Raw genomic sequence first — 18,619 nt, 5'->3', positions numbered from 1 at the left:
CGCAGGTTGCGGAGCGCCCTACCCCAGAAGGACCCATGAACGACATCAGTCAATCGTTCCGCGATCTGCTCGACCAGCTGATCCAGTTCCTCCCCAAGCTGTTGGCATTCCTCGTCATCCTGATCATCGGCTTCATCATCGCCAAGGTGCTGCAGCGGGTGATCAACAAGCTGCTCGAGCGGGTGGGCTTCGACCAGGCCGTCGAGCGCGGCGGGGTCAAGAAGGCGCTGGCCAAGTCGAAGTACGACGCGTCCGACATCCTCGCCAAGATCGTCTTCTACGCGGTGATGCTGTTCGTGCTCTCGACCGCGTTCGGCGTCTTCGGACCCAATCCGATCAGCGACTACCTCGGCGCGGTCATCGGTTACCTGCCCAAGCTCTTCGTTGCCATCCTCATCCTGGTCATCGCCTCGGCGGTGGCGGCCGGCGTGAAGCTTCTCCTGCAGGGCACGCTGGGCGGGCTGTCCTACGGTGCGGTGCTGGCCAACGCCGCCTCCGTCGTGATCCTCGCCCTCGGCGTGATCGCCGCCCTGAACCAGCTGCAGATCGCGCAGAACGTGGTCAACGCTGTGCTCTACGCATCTCTGGCCACCGTGGTCGGCGTCGTCGTCGTTGCGGTCGGTGGCGGTGGCATCGCGCCCATGCGTCAGCGATGGGAGAGCGCCCTGGCCAAGGTCGAGTCCGAGGCGCCGCGCGCTGCGGCCGAGGCGCGGGGCACCGATCCGATCGACGCTGTCCGCTCGGAGGCCCGCCAGTACGCCGGGGGCGCCGGCGACACCCAGCAGCTGCCGTCCAACGGACGGGGTGGCGCTTCCGAGCGCTGAGCAGCCAGCCAGAACCAGGACGGCGGACGTCGGCGAGACGTCCGCCGTTCTGCGTCTCGGTCCCGCGCTCGGCTGTCGAGCGCCGCGATACCTCGGCCGAACGAGGACCGCTTCCATGTCTCCGTGACCCCTGAGTCACGGTGCGTCGCGCCTTCGGAGCGCGGCACCTCCACCCTGCGTGCCGTCCCGACGAGGCGCGCCGCTGAACTCGAGGAAGTCATGACCACTCCCGATCCCCACCCCCGCCGCCAGGTCGGCGCGACTCCCGTCGGCGCGTCCGAGCGGAAGCGTCGCCCGGCGTGACCTCTGCCGCTCCTGCTCTTGCTGGCCGCGATCGTTCTGGGCTCCCTACTGCTCAGCCAGTGCGGCGGAGACGACGATGACGACGCCTCGGCCGCCGGCCGTTCGACCTCCGACAGCTCGCCAAGCTCAACGAGCAGCAGCCCGACCGACCCGAGTCCGAGCACGACGGGCTCCGCGAGCCCGACCGCCGGCACGGGGGCCGGTCAGGCCGGCGCTGGGCAGGCCGGCACCCTCACCGCCGGGACGACGTCAGTGCTCCCCCTCACCACGCAGGCCGACCCGGCGAGTGCGCTGAGTGGAGTGACCGGCCAGGACGTCCAGGGCACCGCCGTCCAGGTGCTCGAGGTCCCCGCTGACGAGGGCTTCTGGGTGGGGACGTCGGACAGCGAGCGGATCTGGGTCCAGCTCACCGGCGGCGGCGAATCGCCGTACCAGGTGGAGGCGGGCGACGTCATCGACCTGCAGGGCACCCTCGTTCCGCATGCCGCGGGGTTCGCCGCGCAGGTCGGCGTCACCGACACGGCAGCGGCCGCACAGCTGGACGCGCAGGGCCATCACGTCGAGGCCGCCAAGAACACGGTCGCCCTGAGCAGTTGAGGCCTCGGTCGCCGCGCCGGATCCTGGCGCGGCGACCGAGCTCGAGCGCAGCGCGTCCGAGCACCGATCCAGGCGACCACGCCGCTGCTCCCCCCAGCCGCGCACACGCGGCGACGGACGCAGCCGCGACATTCCTCGTGCTCGACGGGCGAGCGATGCGAGCTGCCTCCACCGGCTGTGAGCCACGGGCCAGGGCGCCGTTCGCAAGGGCGCTCAGCCAGAGAGCGCCGAGTCTCGGTTTACCTCGTAAGCACGAGGGCATTGAGACCAGACGACCCCACGCGCGTGGAAACAGCCGCCGCGGTGCAGTCGTCTCACCACAGGCCCTGAACGGACCGGCTTCTACCGGCATCTGGCCGTCACTACCGGCACCTCCCGGGCCTGCCGCTTCCCTCAAGGAGAATCGTGACCGCTAACGATCCACGCGCCAGCACCGACGCCGGCGCGCATGCCACCAAGGGTGCCGCCCGCGACGCCGTCGATGCCCAGCACGAGCGGCACGGGGGCCTGAAGTGGGGAGCCGCGTTCTTCGGCTGGCTGTCCGCCAACGGCCTTGCCGTGCTGCTCTTGGCCCTGCTGTCAGCCGCCGGTGTGGCCTTCGGGCTCACGCAGGTCTCCAACCCGGAAGCAGCCGCCGATCAGGCCACCGCGCAGGCCGACACGATCGGCCTCGTCGGCGGCATCACGCTGCTCGTCGTCCTCTTCCTGGCCTACCTGGCCGGCGGCTACGTCGCCGGCCGGATGGCCCGCTTCGACGGGATCAAGCAGGGCGTCGCGGTCTGGGTTCTCGGGCTGCTGGCGACCGTAGCGCTCGCGATCGCGGGTGCGGTGCTCGGCTCGGAGTACAACGTCCTCGGCCAGCTGAACCTGCCCAGCATCCCGATCGACGGGAACACCGCTACCACCGCCGGAATCATCGCGCTGGTCGCCGCCCTGGTCGTCACGTTGGTGGGAGCCATCCTTGGCGGCAAGCTCGGTGAGCGTTACCACCGAAAGATCGACCGCGCCGGCTTCGACGCGTGAGCGGGTGACCGCCTGACCCGTGGGCTTGTTCAGCCCTACAGCCCACCCCGCGCGATCCCGCAATCCAGCCCGACGCGTGCCATGTCCACCGCCGCGGCCAGGAACCGAGCGTGGACCAACAGCCAATCCCGACGAACCAGGAGCCCCGGTGATGACCTCTCCGACACCCTCCCCCGCTGATCGAGACGTCGACGTCTCGGGTCTGCCCTCCGACGACGGTGCAGTCGAACCGGCCGACGACGCCGGCGGCGTCACGCTGACCACCGACGAGGACGCCCAGCGGGACGACCAGCCGATCAAGACCGACAACGCCTGATCCTCGTGACGACGCTCAGCCTGCCGGCTGGCCCGGACACCGTGCCCCCGTGTCCGGGCCGGCCGCCCGGCAGCGACCGCGCCTGCGCCCGTGCCTACTGCGGCCCGGCGCACGGCCGGGAGTGGAGCGTTGATTCCGGTCGCCTGCTCGACCAGGTCGATCTGATCTGCGACGGGACGCCCGTGGTGTACCGGCTCGTCCGCCATCGGCACACCGGCCGACCGGGGAGAGACCGCCTCGGCAATCACCTGTACATGCCGGCCGACACCGCAGTCGTCCTCCCGGACGGCCCTCGCGGCATCGGCCGGGCCAACCTTAGGAGGCGTTCGTGACCACTCCGCTCCAGCAGCTGACCGAGCACGGCCAGAGCCCGTGGCTGGACTTCCTGTCCCGCCGCTTCGTCCAGGACGGGGACCTCGCCGGCCTGGTGAAGGACGGCGTGCGCGGGGTCACCTCCAACCCGACGATCTTCGCCGCAGCCATCGGCGAGGGCGACGCCTACGACGACCAGTTCCGCGACGTCCTGGCCACCGAGGACGATCCCAAGGACGTCTTCCTGGCCCTGGCCCGCACCGACATCCAGAACGCCTGCGACGTGCTCGCCGAGGTCCACGGCCGCGGGGACGCCACTCGCGACGGATGGGTGTCGCTGGAGGTCGATCCGCACCTGGCGCACGACACCGACGCCACCGTCGCGGAGGCGGCGCGGCTGCACGCGATGATCGACCGACCGAACCTGTTCATCAAGATCCCCGGCACCGAGGCCGGTATACCGGCGATCGAGGAGACCATCGCCGCAGGCATCCCGGTCAACGTCACTCTGCTGTTCTCCCTGCAGCGCCACCGTGCCGCGGCGCAGGCATACATCCGCGGGCTGCGCCGGCTGCAGAGCAGCGGCGGCGACCTGCGCGCGGTGGCCTCGGTCGCATCGTTCTTCGTCTCTCGCGTGGACACCGAGGCCGACCGCTGGCTCGATGCGGTCGAGGACCACGACGACCTCAAGGGCACCCTCGGGATCGCGAACGCCAAGCTGGCCTACCAGACCTACCTGCAGCTGTTCACCGGCGCGGTCTGGGACGACCTCGCCGCAGCCGGAGCCATCCCGCAGCGCTGCCTGTGGGCCTCGACCGGCGTGAAGAACCCCGCCTATCGGGACACGCTCTACATCGAGCAGCTGATCGGCCCGGACACCGTCACCACCATGCCCCGGGACACCCTGGAGGCGTTCCTGGACCACGGCGCCGTCGCCGACACCCTCGAGCGGGACGTCGACGGCGCCCGCCGCACGCTGGAGCGGTTCGCCGAGGCAGGCATCGACTACGACGACCTCACCGCCGTGCTCGAACGCGACGGCGTGGAGAAGTTCGTCGCCTCCTTCGACCAGTTGTTCGCCACCGTCGCCGCCAAGCGGGACGAGCTGATCCCGGAATGATCCGATCCCCGCGCGCAGAGTCCCCGGTGCAGAACGCCGCGTTCCACCGCGAACTGGGCCAGCAGTTGCGGGTGGACTCCATCCGTTGCAGCACCGCCGGGGGCTCCGGGCACCCCACGTCGTCGATGTCGGCCGCCGACTTGATGGCCGTGCTGCTCGGCCACCTGCACCTGGACTACGACCGGCCCGAGGACCCGCGCAACGACCACCTGATCTTCTCCAAGGGCCATGCCTCACCGCTGTACTACGCGATGCTCAAGGCCGCCGGCGCGATCGCCGACGAAGAGCTGCTGACCTTCCGCCGACTCGGCAGCCGGCTGGAGGGCCACCCCACCCCCCGGATCCCGCCGACCGACGTGGCCACCGGCTCCCTCGGACAGGGCCTACCGATCGCGGTGGGCATCGCCGAGGCAGGCAAGCGGCTGGACCGGCTGCCCTACCGGGTGTGGGTGCTGTGCGGGGACTCGGAAATGGCCGAGGGCTCGATGTGGGAGGCCTTCGCCCACGCCGGCTTCGCCGGCCTGGACAACCTCACCGCCATCATCGACGTCAACCGGCTCGGGCAGACGCGCGAGACGATGCTCGGCTGGAACCTCGAGGCCTACGCCGCCCGCGCCCGGGCCTTCGGCTGGCACGCCATCGTGCTCGACGGCCACGACGTCGAGGCCATCGACGCCGCCCTCACCGAGGCCGCCGGCACCACCGGCCGGCCCTCGGTGCTGATCGCCCGAACCCTCAAGGGCCGGGGCGTCACCGTCGTCGAGGACCAGCCGGACAAGCACGGCAAGCCGCTCGACGACCCGGACGCCGCGATCGCCGAGCTCGGTGGCTCGCGCGATCTCACGTGCGCGTCGCCCGTCCCACCGGCGATCGGCTCGCGCCGATCGAGCCGCCGGGCGGGCAGGAGCTGCCCTCCTGGGATATCGGCGTGCAGATCGCCACCCGAGAGGCGTACGGGCGATCGCTGGCCGCTCTCGGCGCGCAGCGCGGCGACATCGTGGCCCTGGACGGCGAGGTGTCGAACTGCACCTACGCCGAGCTGTTCGCTCAAGCCCATCCCGACCGCTACTTCGAGATGTTCATCGCCGAGCAGCAATTGGTCGCCGCCGCGGTCGGCATGCAGGTGCGGGGCTACACCGCCTTCGCCTCCACGTTCGCGGCGTTCTTCGCCCGCGGCTACGACTTCGTCCGGATGGCCGCCATTTCCCGCGCCGACCTGCGGCTGGTCGGCTCGCACGCAGGCGTGTCCATCGGCGAGGACGGGCCGTCGCAGATGGCCCTCGAGGACCTCGCGGCGTTCCGGGCCGTACACGGCAGCACGGTGCTGCACCCCTCGGACGCCAACCAGACCGTGCGCCTGGTGGCGGCGATGGCGGACCGCCCCGGGATCAGCTACCTGCGCACCCTGCGCGGCAAGACCCCGGTACGCACCAGCTCGGACGAGGACATCCGCATCGGCGGCAGCAGGCTGGTCCGCACGTATGAGCGAGACGACCAGATCACCGTGGTCGCCGCCGGCATCACCGTGGACCAGGCCGAGCGGGCGGCGGACACCCTCGACGCCGAAGGCGTTCAGGTCCGCGTGCTGGACTGCTACTCCATCAAGCCGATCGACGCCGAAGCCCTGATCAAGGCGGCGGAGGAGACCCGTGGATTGGTGACGGTCGAGGACCACTGGCCAGAGGGCGGCCTGGGGGACGCCGTGCTCGCCGCGCTCGCCGAACGGTCGGTGACCGCGCCCGTGATCAAGCTGGCGGTCACCGAGATGCCCACGTCGGGCAAGCCTGACGAACTGCTTCACGCCGCGGGCATCGACGCCGCCGCCATCGTGCGGGCCGTCCGCGAGCTCGCTTCCCGCTGACCCACACCGCACTGGTCGGAGGAGATCCGCATGCCCGACACCGCCATCTTCGATGTTGACGGCACCCTGGTGGACAGCAACCACCACCACGCGCTGGCCTGGTACCGGGCGTTCCTGCTCGACGGCAAGGCCATCGCCGACGTTTCGATGACCTCCGACGACGCCGAGCAGCGCAAGCCTGAACCGGACCTGGCGAGAACTTCCCTCGCACGAGCGGAGCGCTGAGGTCTTCGTGCCCGACGCACCCAGCCTTCTCTACGCTGCGGCCGGAGCGGGCGCTCTGCTCGCCGCGCTCCTCCCCCGGCTTCTTCAGCGGGCGCCGATCTCGCTGCCGATGGTCTTCCTCGGGCTCGGCGTCCTCGTCTTCGGACTGGTCGACGAACTCCCCTCCCCCGATCCTCTCCAGCACGGGACGATCGCCACCCACCTGACCGAGCTGTGCGTCATCGTCTCGTTGATGGGCGCCGGGCTGGCCCTGGACCGACCGCCGGGTTGGCGCCGATGGATGGTCACCTGGCGACTGCTGGCAATCACGATGCCGCTGTGCATCGCGGCCGTCGCCCTCCTCGGCGGATGGCTGCTCGGCCTGGGTGCCGCCGCGGCGTTGCTGCTGGGCGCCGCGCTGGCGCCGACCGATCCCGTGCTGGCCACCGAGGTCCAGGTCGCCGAGCCCACGGACGACGAGGAGAGCGAGGACGAAGCACGGTTCGCGCTGACCTCCGAGGCCGGCCTGAACGACGGTCTGGCGTTCCCCTTCACCTACGCCGCCATCGCGATGGCGACCGTGGGCGTGGCTCCCTCCGGTTGGCTGGGGAAGTGGCTGGCACTCGACGTCGCCTGGCGGATCGCGGCCGGCGTGACCGTCGGACTCGCAGTGGGCTGGCTGCTCCGGAGGCTCTTCTTCTCTTCGGCGGCCGAGCGTCTCGGGCTGGCCGAGCGCGGGGAAGGGTTCGTCGCGCTGGCCAGCATCCTGCTGGCCTACGGCGCGACCGAGGCGGTCGAGGGCTACGGCTTTATCGCGGTCTCCGTGTGTGCCTGCACCCTGCGCGCGGCCGAGCGGTCGCACGGCCGGCACCGCGTGCTGCACACCTATGTGGAGCAGTCAGAACGACTGCTGACCATCGTGCTGCTGGTTCTGCTCGGCGGCGCGATCAGCCGCGGCCTCCTCGACGACGTCAGCTGGCGCATGGCCGCCCTGGTCGCGCTTTTCCTCCTCGTCATCCGGCCCGTCGCCGGGTGGATCGGACTCAAGAGCAGCGAGACCGGTCCCCGGGAGCGCGGCGTCATCGCCTTCTTCGGCGTCCGCGGCATCGGTTCCCTTTACTACGTCAGCTACGCCCTCGGCGAGGCGGCCTTCCCGGAGGCCCGAACCCTGTGGGCCACCGTCGGGCTGGTGGTCGCCGCCTCCATCGTCCTGCACGGCGTGACCGCGACCCCGGTCATGACCTGGCTGGACCGTCGCCGCGCACACGCCGCGCGCATCCTCCACGGTGACGAGAGCCGGGCACCCGTCACGCCCGTATGACCGCTATGCCTCCAGGCGGAACTCATCCTGGCGGCGGCCGCAGCATGGGCTGGTCCACCGATCCCTGATGACAGCCGGGGACTGTGCGCCCCGGCCCCAGAGGTTGCGTCGGTTGCCTGCTGGGCACTACCGGTGCAGCACCCGCCCGTCGAGAGCACGGCAGGCACCCCGCAGAAGTTGGACGGGAGGTACCGCTTTGGCGGGTGACTCACAGCACGAGGCGGAGGACGGACCGACCCCGTTCTACGGCCGTCCGTTGGATTCCATGAGCTATCCGAACGATGGGCTGCCGCCGCCCACGGGCGCAGACGCTTGGCGCGACGACGCGCTGTGCGCCCAGACCGATCCTGGCCTGTTCTTCCCCGAGAAGGGGGAATCGACCGGTCCGGCGAAAGATGTCTGCAGTCGGTGCCCTGTACGGGATCCCTGTCTCGAGCACGCCGTGCTCAACGACGAGCGATTCGGAATCTGGGGCGGCCTTTCGGAAGGGCAGCGCCGACGCCTGGGGTAGGTCTACCGGCGCAACTGCTGATCCTCCCTCGACGCGATGCACCATCCCATCCCCGCGGCAAGGCAGCTCCTGGCGTCTGACGATGCCGACCAGCACGCCTGCCGTGGTTCCGGTGATCGTCATTCTCCCGGCCCGCTGACCCCTCCCCCTCATCAAGATCACGATCCGACACACCTCATGCACTTCGGGGTCGCCGAACTCGTGGTGACGAGTTACGGGGGGACTGCCGGCAGACTTGCGGCATGGGAACCAGCGGAACCCCCGAGCACCGGGCCCGCCGCCGAGTTCGTGAGCAGCAGCGGCGGCAACATGTCGCCCCGACGCCGACCGAGCCCGCCGATGCGGATCAGGCCGGCGCTTCGGCGCGCGGGCGCGAACAGCGCACCGCCGCCACGAATTGCGGATGGTGTGCTGGGCCGATCACGCCGCGCGGCCGGGGTCCGATCCCCAAGTGGTGCTCAGCCACCTGCCGGCACCGAGCCTGGGAGCAGAGCCGCGCGGCGAACTCCGGCCGAAGCGCAGTGCAGGTGATCGAACGGCGGGTCCAGGTCCGCGTCCCCCTGGAGCCGACCCGGCGGGACTGGCCGACGCTACTGGGCGAGCTGACCCGACAGCTGGACGACGGCCGCGTCTACGACCGCGACCTGCCCGCCCTCAGTCGGGCACTGCAGCCCGTGATGGAGGCCTATCGCCGGCGGGCCTGCCGGACCGGCGCCCCGGACGTGCGCTGAGCCAGGAAACTTCAATCCTCATCCGGTAGCGGGAGACGACAGCGCCCGAGCGCATGCCCGGAGAGCCGGTGCACCGAACCGCCGAGCGATCGCACCGGCGTCGTCCGGGTCGTCGACGCCACCGACGTCACCCCGGCGCGTTCACGCCCGACGAGCCGCCCGATGCTGGCGCACTTCTCGTCACAACGGATTCGCTCGGCCTGGATGCACCAGGTGTGTCGGCTCGTGATCTTGCTGCGGGTTCGGCGGACGGCATGGAGAGGCAGCAGCACGAGCTCAGCAGAGGGCTGCTCGGCCGGCGACCGTGGTGAGCGGCGCGGCCCGGACAGCGAGCTGGGCTACAGCGCTGCTGTCCCGTTCAGACGCCTGCGCGGCCGCGCCCTCAAAGCCGGCCGCAGGCGAGGAGCGGAGCGGCCGGTGCGAGGCGCCCCGTGATCGCCGGTGCGCGGGCACGACCTGCACGCGGTCTAAATCCTCGAAGCGGCTCCGCGCTCGCCGTAACCGGCCCGGGTGAAGGAGGCAGACCTGCTCCACGAGCTCCTAGGGACGCTTGGTATGGAGGTGTCCGCTGCCCCGGCCACCGCGGTCGCGCCGGCAGGCTCGACCACCGGGCTGGAGATCGGCGGCCGACGGCGAACCGACCGCGCCCGCGCAGGCCCCGATCCTCTGGTCTCGACCGGGGTGACGTCCCACCATCCTCCGGGGTGACACCGCTCGGTCACCTGCGTCCTCTTACGTCACCCCGGTCCGTCCCGCTGACGCGGCCGGCCTGTCGGCCGCACGGAGCCCGCAGTCCCTGGCCACAGGAGAAGAACCGGAGAGATACAGGAGATTGCCGCGGCAGTGTCACCAATCGGCCGAAAATGGCGCCTTCTTCAGGTGGGCTGCCGCGCCAAGAGCCGGCGCACGAGGCCAGCCGACGAGGAGGGCGACATGGGCCACGCGCAGCGACCTCGGGAGCCGGTGCCCAGCGAGCCGCTGCTGCTCACCCCCGAGGAGGCCGCGGAGCTGCTCCGCGTCGGCCGCACCACGATCTACACCCTCATGAAGGCCGGCGAGCTGCGCCCGGTGCACATCGGAAGGAGTTGCCGCCTCCCCCGGGCCGAGCTCGAGCGCTACGTCCGTCGGCTCGAGGCTCCCGCGCCGAGCGCTCCGGCTCCCCCGCGCCGACGCCGGCGAACCAGCACGAACCAGCGCGGCTTGTTCGAGCTCACCTCCGACCCGGTGGAACGAGCCTGACTTGTGGATTCCCAGCACCCGAGGTCCGCGCGCACCACGACACTCGACGCCGAGTCTGAACCAGCGACGCAGGGAGCGACCGATGACGGACGCCAACGAACCAGACAGCACGCAACCGCGGCGTCGACGGACGTCGGAGCAGAGGAAGCGTGCCAGCGGTGAGTCCTCCATCTACCAGGACGAGGACGGCCGGTGGCACGGCTTCGTCTCCATGGGGAAGAAGGAGAACGGCCGGCGCGACCGACGCCACGTCTCCGCCGCCAAGCGCGCCGACGTGGTGTCCAAGGTCCGTGCCCTCGAGGCCAAGCGGGACGCTGGGATGGTGGACGCGGCCGGCCGCGCACCCACGGTCGGTGAATGGCTGGACCACTGGCTGGACAACATCGCGGCGCGGAAGGTCCGCGCGCGGACTCTGGAGAGCTACCGCAGCACTGTGCGGCTGCACCTGCGCCCGGGCATCGGGCATCACCGGCTGGACCGGCTGCAGCCAGAGCACCTGGAGCGTCTCTATGCCGCGCTCAGCGACAAGGGCCTGGGCCCGGCCTCGATCCTCCGCGCGCATCGGGTTCTGTCCCGCGCCCTGCGCATCGCCTCGCAGCGCGGGAAGGTCGCGCGCAACGTCGCCACCCTCGTAGATCCGCCCGCGGTCAGGCGACCCGAAACCGCCCTGCCGCTGACCGCGGCGGAGGTCAAGCAGGTCATGGCCGCCGCGCTGACCCACCGCAACGCGGCCCGGTGGACCGTGGCGCTGGCCGTCGGGTTGCGCCAGTCCGAAGCCCTCGCTCTGCGATGGAGCGACGTGGACCTGGACAACGGCACGCTGAGCGTCCGACGCGGACTGCACCGGCTTAGCGGGCGGGGCCTGATCTACGAGGAACCGAAGGCCGACCGCAGCCGCCGCAATCTGGCGCTGCCCACACCACTCGTGCAGGCGTTGAAGGCGCACCGGGCGGCCCAACTCGAGGAGCGAGTCGCCGCCGGCTCGTTGTGGGAGGACCACGACCTCGTCTTCGGGCAGCCCAACGGCCGGCCAGTCGAACGCAAGTCGGACTGGCGAGCTTGGAAAGCCCTCCTTCAGGAGGCGGGGGTGCGCGAGGTCCGACTGCACGACGGGCGGCACACCGCGGCGACCCTGCTGCTGTCCGAGGGCGTGCATCCTCGAGTCGTCATGGAGGTGCTCGGCCACGCACAGATGCGCACGACGACGGACACCTACAGCCACGTCATGCCAGCCCTCGGCCGGGACGCCGCGGACCGCATGGGCCAGGCGCTCTGGGACTGACGTGGAGCGTTGCGTGTGCTCGGGTGGTTGCCACCCTGGCATGGAGGCGACGCTTCATCTTGCCGATGAGCGCATCAAACGCGCTTACCAAGCATCTCGAGTGGGCGAGGTGGCAGCTCGACGTTCGTAGACAAGTTCTCGACCTGTGGTCCCGCGGCGACCTGGCGCAGCGCGCGCTCACCCGACAAGGTTGGCCAAGTCCAATTCGATGTCTTGGCCGTCCACCGTCACGACAATGCGTGGATGGTCGCCAGCGGCCGTCAAATACTGGGTCAGCGTGGATAGGAGCATGTCGTGCTGACGCTCCAGGCGACTGATGACCGTCTGGGCCACGCCCATCTGCGTAGCCAGTGCGACCTGCGTCAGATCGGCGGCCTTCCGGATCTCTGCGAGACCTGCTGCGTGGACTCGGTCGGTCTCGACCATCTCGGCCCGGACCTGTGCGGAGCGCTCCTTCACACCGGGGATGGCACGGGCCCGCGCCATCTTCTCCGCAGCGCGTTCGGGTCCGACGAACGTGGCCCGTTCACTCATCCCTGTCTCCTTCGGTACGGGTGCGAAGCAGGTAGCTCTCGGTAGCGGCGTCGGCCCGCGGCCCGACGCTGTCGTAGAACACATCGCCCATGCGGGCCTTGTCGGCGCCCAACAGCACCAAGACGACCTCCCCGGGGCGATCGGGCGGAAACCAGACGATCAAACGGATCGCGGTGCCAGGGCTGAAGGGGTGGGCCACCCGCCAGACCTGGTGGCGGCGCGACTGGAGAACCCGTCGCAGCGTCGGCGTGTCCGCATCCGGTACAGCTGTGAGTTCCTGCAGGACGCCGAGCTCGGCGTCGACGAGTGCGAGCTGCTCGAACGAACGTCGATCACCACCTTCGGCGCGCTCGATCAACTGGTCGTACCAGCGATCGAATTCGCCGGTCCAGTCGATCAACACGACATGAATATAACACAGGAGTACTAGTACTCCAGCATACTCAGCGGGCGCCCTGGACCCTCGCAGCCGACAAGCCGGCTAATGACGGCCGCCGTCTCACCCCACGACCGGGTTCCCTCCCGCGCGAGGTGGGCGGGCCGAGCGCCGGGTGCGCACGGCGGACCGGGTGGGACGCGCTGTCCGCCTGACCCGGCACCGCATCTGCACCGGTGGCCACCACGCTGGCACCAACCACGACTCAGGCCGCCCCTCCGGAGGAGGAACGGCCTGGTCATCGGGGTGGAGCTGAGGGGACTCGAACCCCTGACCCCCACACTGCCAGTGTGGTGCGCTACCAGCTGCGCCACAGCCCCTTGCCGACCCGGTCTGGTGTGTCCGAGCCGTGGAGAACTCTACATGCCACCGAGAAGGTCTCGGTGAGGGGGTCCCCCAGCGGTACACGGCGTGTCCACCGCTGGAGGACGGTAGTCACCCCTCGGCGCCGAAGCGCTGGTCGAGGGCCAGGTTGAGCTCCAGCACCCGCACGTGCGGCGCCCCGATGAAGCCGAGGTCCCGCCCGTCGGTGTGCTCGTCCACCAGCGCCTGGACGTCGTCCACCGGCACCCCGCGCGCCTCGGCGACGCGAGCCACCTGCAGCGCCGCGTACTCCGGCGAGATGTCCGGATCGAGCCCGGATCCCGACGCCGTCACCGCGTCGGCCGGCACCTCCGACGCCTCGACCCCGTTGAAGGCGGCCACGTCAGCCCGCCGCTCCCCCACCGCGGCGACCAGCTCCTCGGAGTTCGGCCCCAGGTTCGACCCACCCGACGCCGCGCCGTCGTAGTCCGAAGCCGACGGCCGGGTCTGGAAGTACTCGGGCAGCGGGTCGACGTCGGAGTCGGTGAACGACTGCCCGATCAACGACGACCCCACGACGGTGCCGTCGGGAGACGTCACCAGCGACCCGTCGGCACGGCCCGGCGCGATCAGCTGGGCGACGCCCGTCATCAGCAGCGGGTAGGCCAGCCCGAGCACCACGGTGGCGACGAGCAGGGCACGGACGGCGGCCACCAGCTGGCGGCCCGAACGCAGAGCGGACATCACGCGATCCCGGGGATGAGAGAGACCAGCAGGTCGATGAGCTTGATCCCGACGAACGGCAGCACCACGCCGCCGACGCCGTAGAGCAGCAGGTTGCGGCGCAACATCGCCGACGCGGACGCCGGCCGGTACTTCACGCCGCGCAGCGCCAGCGGCACCAGCGCCACGATGATCAGCGCGTTGAACACGACGGCCGACAGGATCGCCGACTCCGGCGAGGACAGCCGCATCACGTTCAGCGCGTCCAGCCCCGGGAAGACCCCGGCGAACATGGCCGGCAGGATGGCGAAGTACTTCGCCAGGTCGTTGGCGATGGAGAACGTGGTCAGCGACCCGCGGGTGATGAGCAGCTGCTTGCCGATCTCCACGATCTCGATCAGCTTCGTCGGGTCGGAGTCCAGGTCGACCATGTTCCCGGCCTCCTTGGCCGCGGTCGTCCCGGTGTTCATCGCCACCCCGACGTCGGCCTGCGCCAGCGCCGGGGCGTCGTTCGTCCCGTCCCCGGTCATCGCCACCAGCCGGCCACCGGACTGCTCGCGCTGGATCAGCGCCAGCTTGTCCTCCGGCGTCGCCTCGGCCAGGACGTCGTCGATCCCGGCCTCCGCGGCGATCGCCCGCGCGGTCCGCTCGTTGTCACCGGTGATCATCACCGTGCGGATGCCCATCCGGCGCAGCTCCGCGAAGCGCTCGGCCATGCCCTCCTTGACGACGTCCTTGAGGTGGATGACGCCGAGCACCCGCGCGCCGTCCGACGACGCGACAGCCAGCAGCAACGGCGTCCCGCCGGCGGCGGAGATGCCGTCGACGACGTCCCCGACCTCCGGCGGCACCGGGCCGTCCTGCGACCGCACCCACGCCAGCACCGCGCCCGCGGCGCCCTTGCGCAGCTGCCGGCCGTCGGGCAGGTCGACCCCGCTCATCCGGGTCTGCGCGGTGAACGGCACGAACGCAGCCCCCGGCAGGTCGTCCCGCCCGCGCAGGCCGTAGCGCTCCTTCGCCAGGACGACGATGCTGCGCCCCTCCGGCGTCTCGTCGGCCAGCGAGGCCAGCTGCGCGGCGTCGGCGACCTCGTCGTCCGAGCACCCGCCGACGGCGACGAACTCCGACGCCTGCCGGTTGCCGAGGGTGATCGTGCCGGTCTTGTCCAGCAGCAGGGTGTTCACGTCACCGGCGGCCTCGACCGCGCGGCCGCTCATCGCCAGCACGTTGCGCTGCACCAGCCGGTCCATGCCGGCGATGCCGATCGCCGACAGCAGGGCGCCGATCGTGGTCGGGATCAGGCAGACCACCAGCGCGATCAGCGTGGTCAGCGACTGCTCCGCACCGGAGTAGATCGCCAGCGGCTGCAGCGTGATGACCACGATGAGGAACACGATGGTCAGCGAGCTGAGCAGGATGTTCAGCGCGATCTCGTTCGGCGTCCGCTGCCGGGAGGCGCCCTCGACCAGGGCGATCATCCGGTCGACGAACGTCTCCCCCGGCTCGCTGGTGATCTCCACGACGATCCGGTCGCTGAGCACCGTCGTCCCGCCGGTCACCGCCGAGCGGTCACCGCCGGACTCGCGGATCACCGGTGCGGACTCACCGGTGATCGCCGACTCGTCGACGCTGGCGATGCCCTCGACGACGTCGCCGTCCCCCGGGATCACCTGCCCGGCGACGACGACCACCCGCATGCCCGGCCGCAGGTCCGCGGCCGGCACCTCGGTGCCGTCGAGCAGGTACGCGACGGTGGTCTGCCGGGCCTTGCGCAGGGTGTCGGCCTGCGCCTTGCCCCGCCCCTCGGCCACCGCCTCGGCGGCGTTGGCGAACAGCACGGTCAGCCACAGCCAGCCGGCGATCAGCCAGCCGAACACCGACGGGTCGGTGATCGCCAGCACCGTGGAGAACACCGAGCCGACCCACACCACGAACACCACCGGCTGGCGCACCAGGCCGCGCGGGTCGAGCTTGCGGACGGCGCCGGCCAGCGCCGGCCCCCACTCGATCGACGCGCGAGGACGTGGCTCGGTGGGTGCGGGAGAGACGGGACGACGATCGAGCGCCGCGGTCATGACAGTCCTTCTGTCGACAGGAGGGGCCAAAGTCGCGACTTCGGCCCTGGGGTTGGGGCGGTCACGCGAGGGCCTCGGCGAGGGGGCCCAGCGCGAGGGCCGGGAAGTACGTGAGGCCGGCGACGACCAGGACGACGGCGCCGAGCAGGCCGACGAACAGCGGCTGGTGGGTGGGCAGCGTCCCGGCGGTCACCGGCGCCTTGCCCTGCGCCGCGAGCCGGCCGGCCAGCGCGACCACCAGCACGATGGGCAGGAAGCGCCCGAAGGCCATCGCCAGGCCCAGCGCGGTGTTGTAGAAGGGCGTGTTCGCGCTCAGCCCGGCGAACGCCGAGCCGTTGTTGTTCGACGCCGAGGTGAAGGCGTAGAGCACCTCGCTCAGCCCGTGCGAGCCGCTGTTGAGCAGCGAGCTCAGGCCGGTGTCGGTGACCACCGCGACCGCCGTCCCGGTGAGCACGAGCACCGGGGTGACCAGCACGTAGAGCGAGGCGAGCGTCATCTCGCGGCGGCCGAGCTTCTTGCCCAGGTACTCCGGGGTGCGCCCGACCATCAGGCCAGCAACGAACACCGCGACGACGGCGAGCACGAGCATCCCGTAGAGCCCGGAACCGACCCCGCCGGGCGCGACCTCGCCGAGCATCATGTTGAACAGCACCAGCAGGCCGCCGGTGGGCGTGTAGCTGTCGTGCATCGAGTTGACCGCACCGGTCGAGGTCAGCGTCGTCGCCGTCCCGAAGAGCACGGACAGCGGACCGCCGAAGCGGACCTCCTGGCCCTCGGTCGCGGCACCCGCGAGCTGCAACGCCGCTCCCCCGGCCCGGGCCTGCGCCCAGCTGGCGAACGCCAGCGACGCGGCGGCCAGGCCGGCCATCACGCCGACGATCGCGAGGCCCTGCTTGCGGTCACCGACCATCGCACCGAAGGTGCGCGGCAGCGAGAACGGGATGACCAGCAGCAGGAACACCTGGAACAGCGAGACCCAGGCGCTCGGGCCCTCGAAGGGGTGCGCCGAGTTGGCGTTGTAGAAGCCGCCGCCGTTGGTGCCCAGCTCCTTGATCGCCTCCTGCGAGGCGACCGGCCCACCGGGCAGGAACTGGGTCGCGCCGGCCAGGGTGGTCGCGTCGGTGCCCGAGGACAGGTTCTGCACCACGCCACCGAGCACCAGGACGACGGTGGCGACCACGGCCAGCGGCAGCAGCACCCGGGTGACTGCGCGGGTCAGGTCGACCCAGAAGTTGCCCAGCCGGTCGGTGCCGCTGCGGGCGAAGCCGCGCACCAGCGCGATCGCCACCGCGATGCCGACGCCGGCGGAGACGAAGTTCTGCACCGCCAGCCCGGCCATCTGCACCAGGTGGCCCATCGTCGACTCGCCGCTGTAGCCCTGCCAGTTCGTGTTGGTCACGAAGCTGACGGCGGTGTTCCAGGCCGAGCCCGGCTCGACCGCGGCCATGCCGTTGCCCAGCGGCAGCCACCGCTGCACGCGCTGGAGCAGGTAGAGGAAGAGCACCGACACCAGCGAGAAGGCCAGCACGCTGCGCAGGTAGACCGGCCACCGCTGCTCGGTGTCGGCGTCCACGCCGACGGCCCGGTAGACCAGCCGCTCCACCCGCCAGTACCCGAGGGGCCAAAGTCGCGACTTTGGCCCCTCGGGGGCGGTGGTGAAGGCGTGGGCCATCCAGTCGCCCAGCGGCTTGTGGACGGCGACCAGCGCGACCACCAGCAGCGCCACCTGCAGCCAGCCGGCTGCGGTGCTGCTCATCAGAACCGCTCCGGGAACAGCAGGCTGCCGAGCAGGTAGAGCACCAGCCCGGCGGCCACGGCCAACGCGACCCAGGTCACAGCCGTTCCACCCCCCGCACCGCCAGCGCGAGCAGCCCGAAGACCACCAGCGTCAGGAGCACGTAGACCACGTCGGTCACGTCGAGAGCACCTTCATCCGCATCCGGGTGGACGACCGGTCGTCGTCCACGTCCGGGCGGCGACGCTAGGAGCGCGCCGGGCCTCCGCACCCGCTCTTGACGGGTCCTTGACGCCGGCGGCCGGCCTCCTTGACGTACTCCTGACGGGATCCGGGACCTCCCTGATGCGCCGGCGCACCGCCGACCGACACCCTGAGGGCAGCGCGTGTCAGCCCGACCGATCAGTTCGGGCGGCGGCCGCGGTCAGGAGGGGCGTGGAAGGCATGGTGACCGCGCTGCTCGACCAGGTCGGCTCGTGGCCGGCGGTGCTGGTGCTCGGCGTCGCCGCGGTGGTGCTGGGCTTGGAGAGCGGTGTCGTCGCCGGTGTGCTGCTGCCCGGCTCGACGATGCTCGTCGCCCTCGGGTTGTGGTCCGCGGCCTCCGGCACGCACCCGGCGCTGCCCATCGCCGTCGCGGCGGCGGCGAGCGCCGGCGGTGCGCTGCGCGGCTGGTCGCTCGGCTCCGCCCGCCGCGGCATCCCGCTCCCCCGCGGCCGGCTGCGCGCCCGGGTCGAGCCGGCGGTGCGCCGGGCGGAACGGTGGCTGACCGTGCAGGGCCCCCGGCGCAGTCGCACGGTGCTCGCCGCCGCGCACTGGGTGGCGGTCAGCCGCACGCTCATGCCCCGGGTGGCCGGCGGCGCCGGGCTGCCGCTGCGGCTGGTGGCCCCGGTCGTCGTCGTCAGCGGCGCGGCCTGGATGACGACCGTCGTGCTGCTGGCCCGGGCGTTCGGTGAGCAGGTGGCCACGGGCGCCGGCTGGGTGCCGGCGGTCGCGTTCGCCGTCGTGGTCGCCTGGCTGCTGGTCCGCTCGCGCCGGTCGCCCCACGCTGATGTGCGCTGACCTCGACACCGCCCCGACGCAGCGACCCCTGGGGGGGCTCGGTCGCGTCTTTTGCACCCCACGGGGTGAGGTCGGCGGCGGGGTCATCTTGGGGATGGGGACCGAGTTGC

General features: G+C 71.2%; 20 protein-coding genes, 1 tRNA gene and 1 pseudogene. 14 read left to right on the top strand and 8 right to left on the bottom strand.

Going from position 1 to position 18,619, the window contains the following annotated elements; translation table 11 throughout:
- The first annotated feature begins 35 nt into the window (after positions 1-35).
- The 11 genes and pseudogenes from ACJTNH_RS13340 to ACJTNH_RS13290 all read left to right on the top strand — a co-directional run bounded on the left by ACJTNH_RS13340 (position 36) and on the right by ACJTNH_RS13290 (position 9,123).
- Positions 36-824 (top strand): membrane protein, encoded by a 789-nt coding sequence (locus tag ACJTNH_RS13340; protein WP_458176409.1) that lies wholly within the window; start codon positions 36-38, stop codon positions 822-824.
- A gap of 321 nt (positions 825-1,145) precedes the next feature.
- The gene (locus ACJTNH_RS13335) at positions 1,146-1,724 is read left to right on the top strand and encodes a hypothetical protein (protein WP_458176407.1); all 579 of its coding nucleotides are present in this window, start codon (positions 1,146-1,148) and stop codon (positions 1,722-1,724) included.
- Positions 1,725-2,129: 405 nt separating this feature from the next.
- Positions 2,130-2,747, top strand: coding sequence for a hypothetical protein (locus tag ACJTNH_RS13330; RefSeq protein ID WP_458176405.1), 618 nt, complete (start codon positions 2,130-2,132; stop codon positions 2,745-2,747).
- Between the two features lie 151 nt (positions 2,748-2,898).
- Entirely contained in the window at positions 2,899-3,063 is a 165-nt protein-coding gene (locus ACJTNH_RS13325; RefSeq protein ID WP_458176403.1) for a hypothetical protein, read from the top strand.
- A 328-nt stretch (positions 3,064-3,391) separates the two neighbouring features.
- Complete coding sequence (gene tal / locus ACJTNH_RS13320) at positions 3,392-4,495, top strand: transaldolase (protein ID WP_458176401.1); 1,104 nt, start codon at positions 3,392-3,394, stop codon at positions 4,493-4,495.
- Positions 4,492-5,295: pseudogene (locus ACJTNH_RS13315) on the top strand (transketolase); the annotation flags it as partial. The gene tal and the pseudogene ACJTNH_RS13315, both read left to right, overlap by 4 nt.
- 44 nt (positions 5,296-5,339) lie before the next feature.
- Positions 5,340-6,356 carry a transketolase family protein gene (locus ACJTNH_RS13310; protein WP_458176399.1) on the top strand — a complete coding sequence of 339 codons (1,017 nt, stop codon included), beginning with the start codon at positions 5,340-5,342 and terminating at the stop codon, positions 6,354-6,356.
- 30 nt (positions 6,357-6,386) lie between these two features.
- Entirely contained in the window at positions 6,387-6,581 is a 195-nt protein-coding gene (locus ACJTNH_RS13305) for a hypothetical protein (protein ID WP_458176397.1), read from the top strand.
- Between the two features lie 7 nt (positions 6,582-6,588).
- A complete protein-coding gene (locus tag ACJTNH_RS13300; RefSeq protein WP_458176395.1) occupies positions 6,589-7,881 on the top strand; it encodes a cation:proton antiporter in 1,293 nt (430 codons plus the stop codon).
- A gap of 67 nt (positions 7,882-7,948) precedes the next feature.
- On the top strand, positions 7,949-8,392 hold the full coding sequence (locus ACJTNH_RS13295; RefSeq protein WP_458176393.1) for a WhiB family transcriptional regulator: 444 nt from the start codon (positions 7,949-7,951) through the stop codon (positions 8,390-8,392).
- Between the two features lie 242 nt (positions 8,393-8,634).
- Positions 8,635-9,123 (top strand): hypothetical protein, encoded by a 489-nt coding sequence (locus ACJTNH_RS13290; RefSeq protein ID WP_458176391.1) that lies wholly within the window; start codon positions 8,635-8,637, stop codon positions 9,121-9,123.
- Positions 9,124-9,134: 11 nt separating this feature from the next.
- Here the strand turns inward: ACJTNH_RS13290 and ACJTNH_RS13285 are convergent, their stop codons facing one another.
- A complete protein-coding gene (locus tag ACJTNH_RS13285; RefSeq protein ID WP_458176389.1) occupies positions 9,135-9,395 on the bottom strand; it encodes a hypothetical protein in 261 nt (86 codons plus the stop codon).
- 661 nt (positions 9,396-10,056) lie between these two features.
- Between ACJTNH_RS13285 and ACJTNH_RS13280 the strand changes: the two genes are divergently transcribed.
- Both ACJTNH_RS13280 and ACJTNH_RS13275 read left to right on the top strand, forming a co-directional pair.
- Entirely contained in the window at positions 10,057-10,362 is a 306-nt protein-coding gene (locus ACJTNH_RS13280) for a helix-turn-helix domain-containing protein (protein WP_458176387.1), read from the top strand.
- Between the two features lie 82 nt (positions 10,363-10,444).
- Entirely contained in the window at positions 10,445-11,644 is a 1,200-nt protein-coding gene (locus ACJTNH_RS13275) for a tyrosine-type recombinase/integrase (RefSeq protein ID WP_458176385.1), read from the top strand.
- A gap of 177 nt (positions 11,645-11,821) precedes the next feature.
- Here ACJTNH_RS13275 and ACJTNH_RS13270 read toward each other — a convergent pair whose 3' ends face one another.
- From ACJTNH_RS13270 to kdpF, 7 genes are all read right to left on the bottom strand, one after another.
- The gene (locus ACJTNH_RS13270) at positions 11,822-12,178 is read right to left on the bottom strand and encodes a helix-turn-helix domain-containing protein (protein ID WP_458176383.1); all 357 of its coding nucleotides are present in this window, start codon (positions 12,176-12,178) and stop codon (positions 11,822-11,824) included.
- Positions 12,171-12,581 (bottom strand): hypothetical protein, encoded by a 411-nt coding sequence (locus ACJTNH_RS13265; RefSeq protein WP_458176381.1) that lies wholly within the window; start codon positions 12,579-12,581, stop codon positions 12,171-12,173. The genes ACJTNH_RS13270 and ACJTNH_RS13265 overlap by 8 nt, the downstream gene beginning before the upstream one ends.
- A gap of 280 nt (positions 12,582-12,861) precedes the next feature.
- Positions 12,862-12,934: transfer RNA gene (locus ACJTNH_RS13260), tRNA-Ala, on the bottom strand.
- A gap of 115 nt (positions 12,935-13,049) precedes the next feature.
- The gene (kdpC, locus tag ACJTNH_RS13255) at positions 13,050-13,661 is read right to left on the bottom strand and encodes a potassium-transporting ATPase subunit KdpC (RefSeq protein WP_458176379.1); all 612 of its coding nucleotides are present in this window, start codon (positions 13,659-13,661) and stop codon (positions 13,050-13,052) included.
- Positions 13,661-15,715 (bottom strand): potassium-transporting ATPase subunit KdpB, encoded by a 2,055-nt coding sequence (kdpB, locus tag ACJTNH_RS13250; protein ID WP_458176377.1) that lies wholly within the window; start codon positions 15,713-15,715, stop codon positions 13,661-13,663. Before kdpB ends, kdpC begins: the two co-directional genes overlap by 1 nt.
- Before the next feature lie 61 nt (positions 15,716-15,776).
- On the bottom strand, positions 15,777-17,471 hold the full coding sequence (gene kdpA, locus ACJTNH_RS13245; RefSeq protein WP_458176375.1) for a potassium-transporting ATPase subunit KdpA: 1,695 nt from the start codon (positions 17,469-17,471) through the stop codon (positions 15,777-15,779).
- Entirely contained in the window at positions 17,471-17,551 is an 81-nt protein-coding gene (gene kdpF, locus ACJTNH_RS13240) for a K(+)-transporting ATPase subunit F (protein WP_366139772.1), read from the bottom strand. The genes kdpA and kdpF overlap by 1 nt, the downstream gene beginning before the upstream one ends.
- Before the next feature lie 334 nt (positions 17,552-17,885).
- On the opposite strand from kdpF, the gene ACJTNH_RS13235 reads away from it, so the two are divergent.
- A complete protein-coding gene (locus ACJTNH_RS13235) occupies positions 17,886-18,509 on the top strand; it encodes a hypothetical protein (protein WP_458176373.1) in 624 nt (207 codons plus the stop codon).
- The last annotated feature ends 110 nt before the right edge of the window (positions 18,510-18,619 follow it).

It is taken from the genome of Modestobacter lacusdianchii (genome assembly GCF_054177765.1).
This window is presented reverse-complemented; position numbering and strand designations above follow the sequence as displayed.

Bases quoted from the DNA above. Each gene is read 5' to 3' on its own strand.
- ACJTNH_RS13325 (WP_458176403.1), top strand. From the start codon at position 2,899: ATGACCTCTCCGACACCCTCCCCCGCTGATCGAGACGTCGACGTCTCG.
- ACJTNH_RS13290 (WP_458176391.1), top strand. From the start codon at position 8,635: ATGGGAACCAGCGGAACCCCCGAGCACCGGGCCCGCCGCCGAGTTCGT.
- kdpB (WP_458176377.1), bottom strand. From the start codon at position 15,715: ATGACCGCGGCGCTCGATCGTCGTCCCGTCTCTCCCGCACCCACCGAG.
- kdpA (WP_458176375.1), bottom strand. From the start codon at position 17,471: ATGAGCAGCACCGCAGCCGGCTGGCTGCAGGTGGCGCTGCTGGTGGTC.
- ACJTNH_RS13340 (WP_458176409.1), top strand. From the start codon at position 36: ATGAACGACATCAGTCAATCGTTCCGCGATCTGCTCGACCAGCTGATC.
- ACJTNH_RS13280 (WP_458176387.1), top strand. From the start codon at position 10,057: ATGGGCCACGCGCAGCGACCTCGGGAGCCGGTGCCCAGCGAGCCGCTG.
- ACJTNH_RS13275 (WP_458176385.1), top strand. From the start codon at position 10,445: ATGACGGACGCCAACGAACCAGACAGCACGCAACCGCGGCGTCGACGG.
- ACJTNH_RS13305 (WP_458176397.1), top strand. From the start codon at position 6,387: ATGCCCGACACCGCCATCTTCGATGTTGACGGCACCCTGGTGGACAGC.
- kdpC (WP_458176379.1), bottom strand. From the start codon at position 13,661: ATGTCCGCTCTGCGTTCGGGCCGCCAGCTGGTGGCCGCCGTCCGTGCC.
- ACJTNH_RS13295 (WP_458176393.1), top strand. From the start codon at position 7,949: ATGACAGCCGGGGACTGTGCGCCCCGGCCCCAGAGGTTGCGTCGGTTG.
- ACJTNH_RS13270 (WP_458176383.1), bottom strand. From the start codon at position 12,178: ATGAGTGAACGGGCCACGTTCGTCGGACCCGAACGCGCTGCGGAGAAG.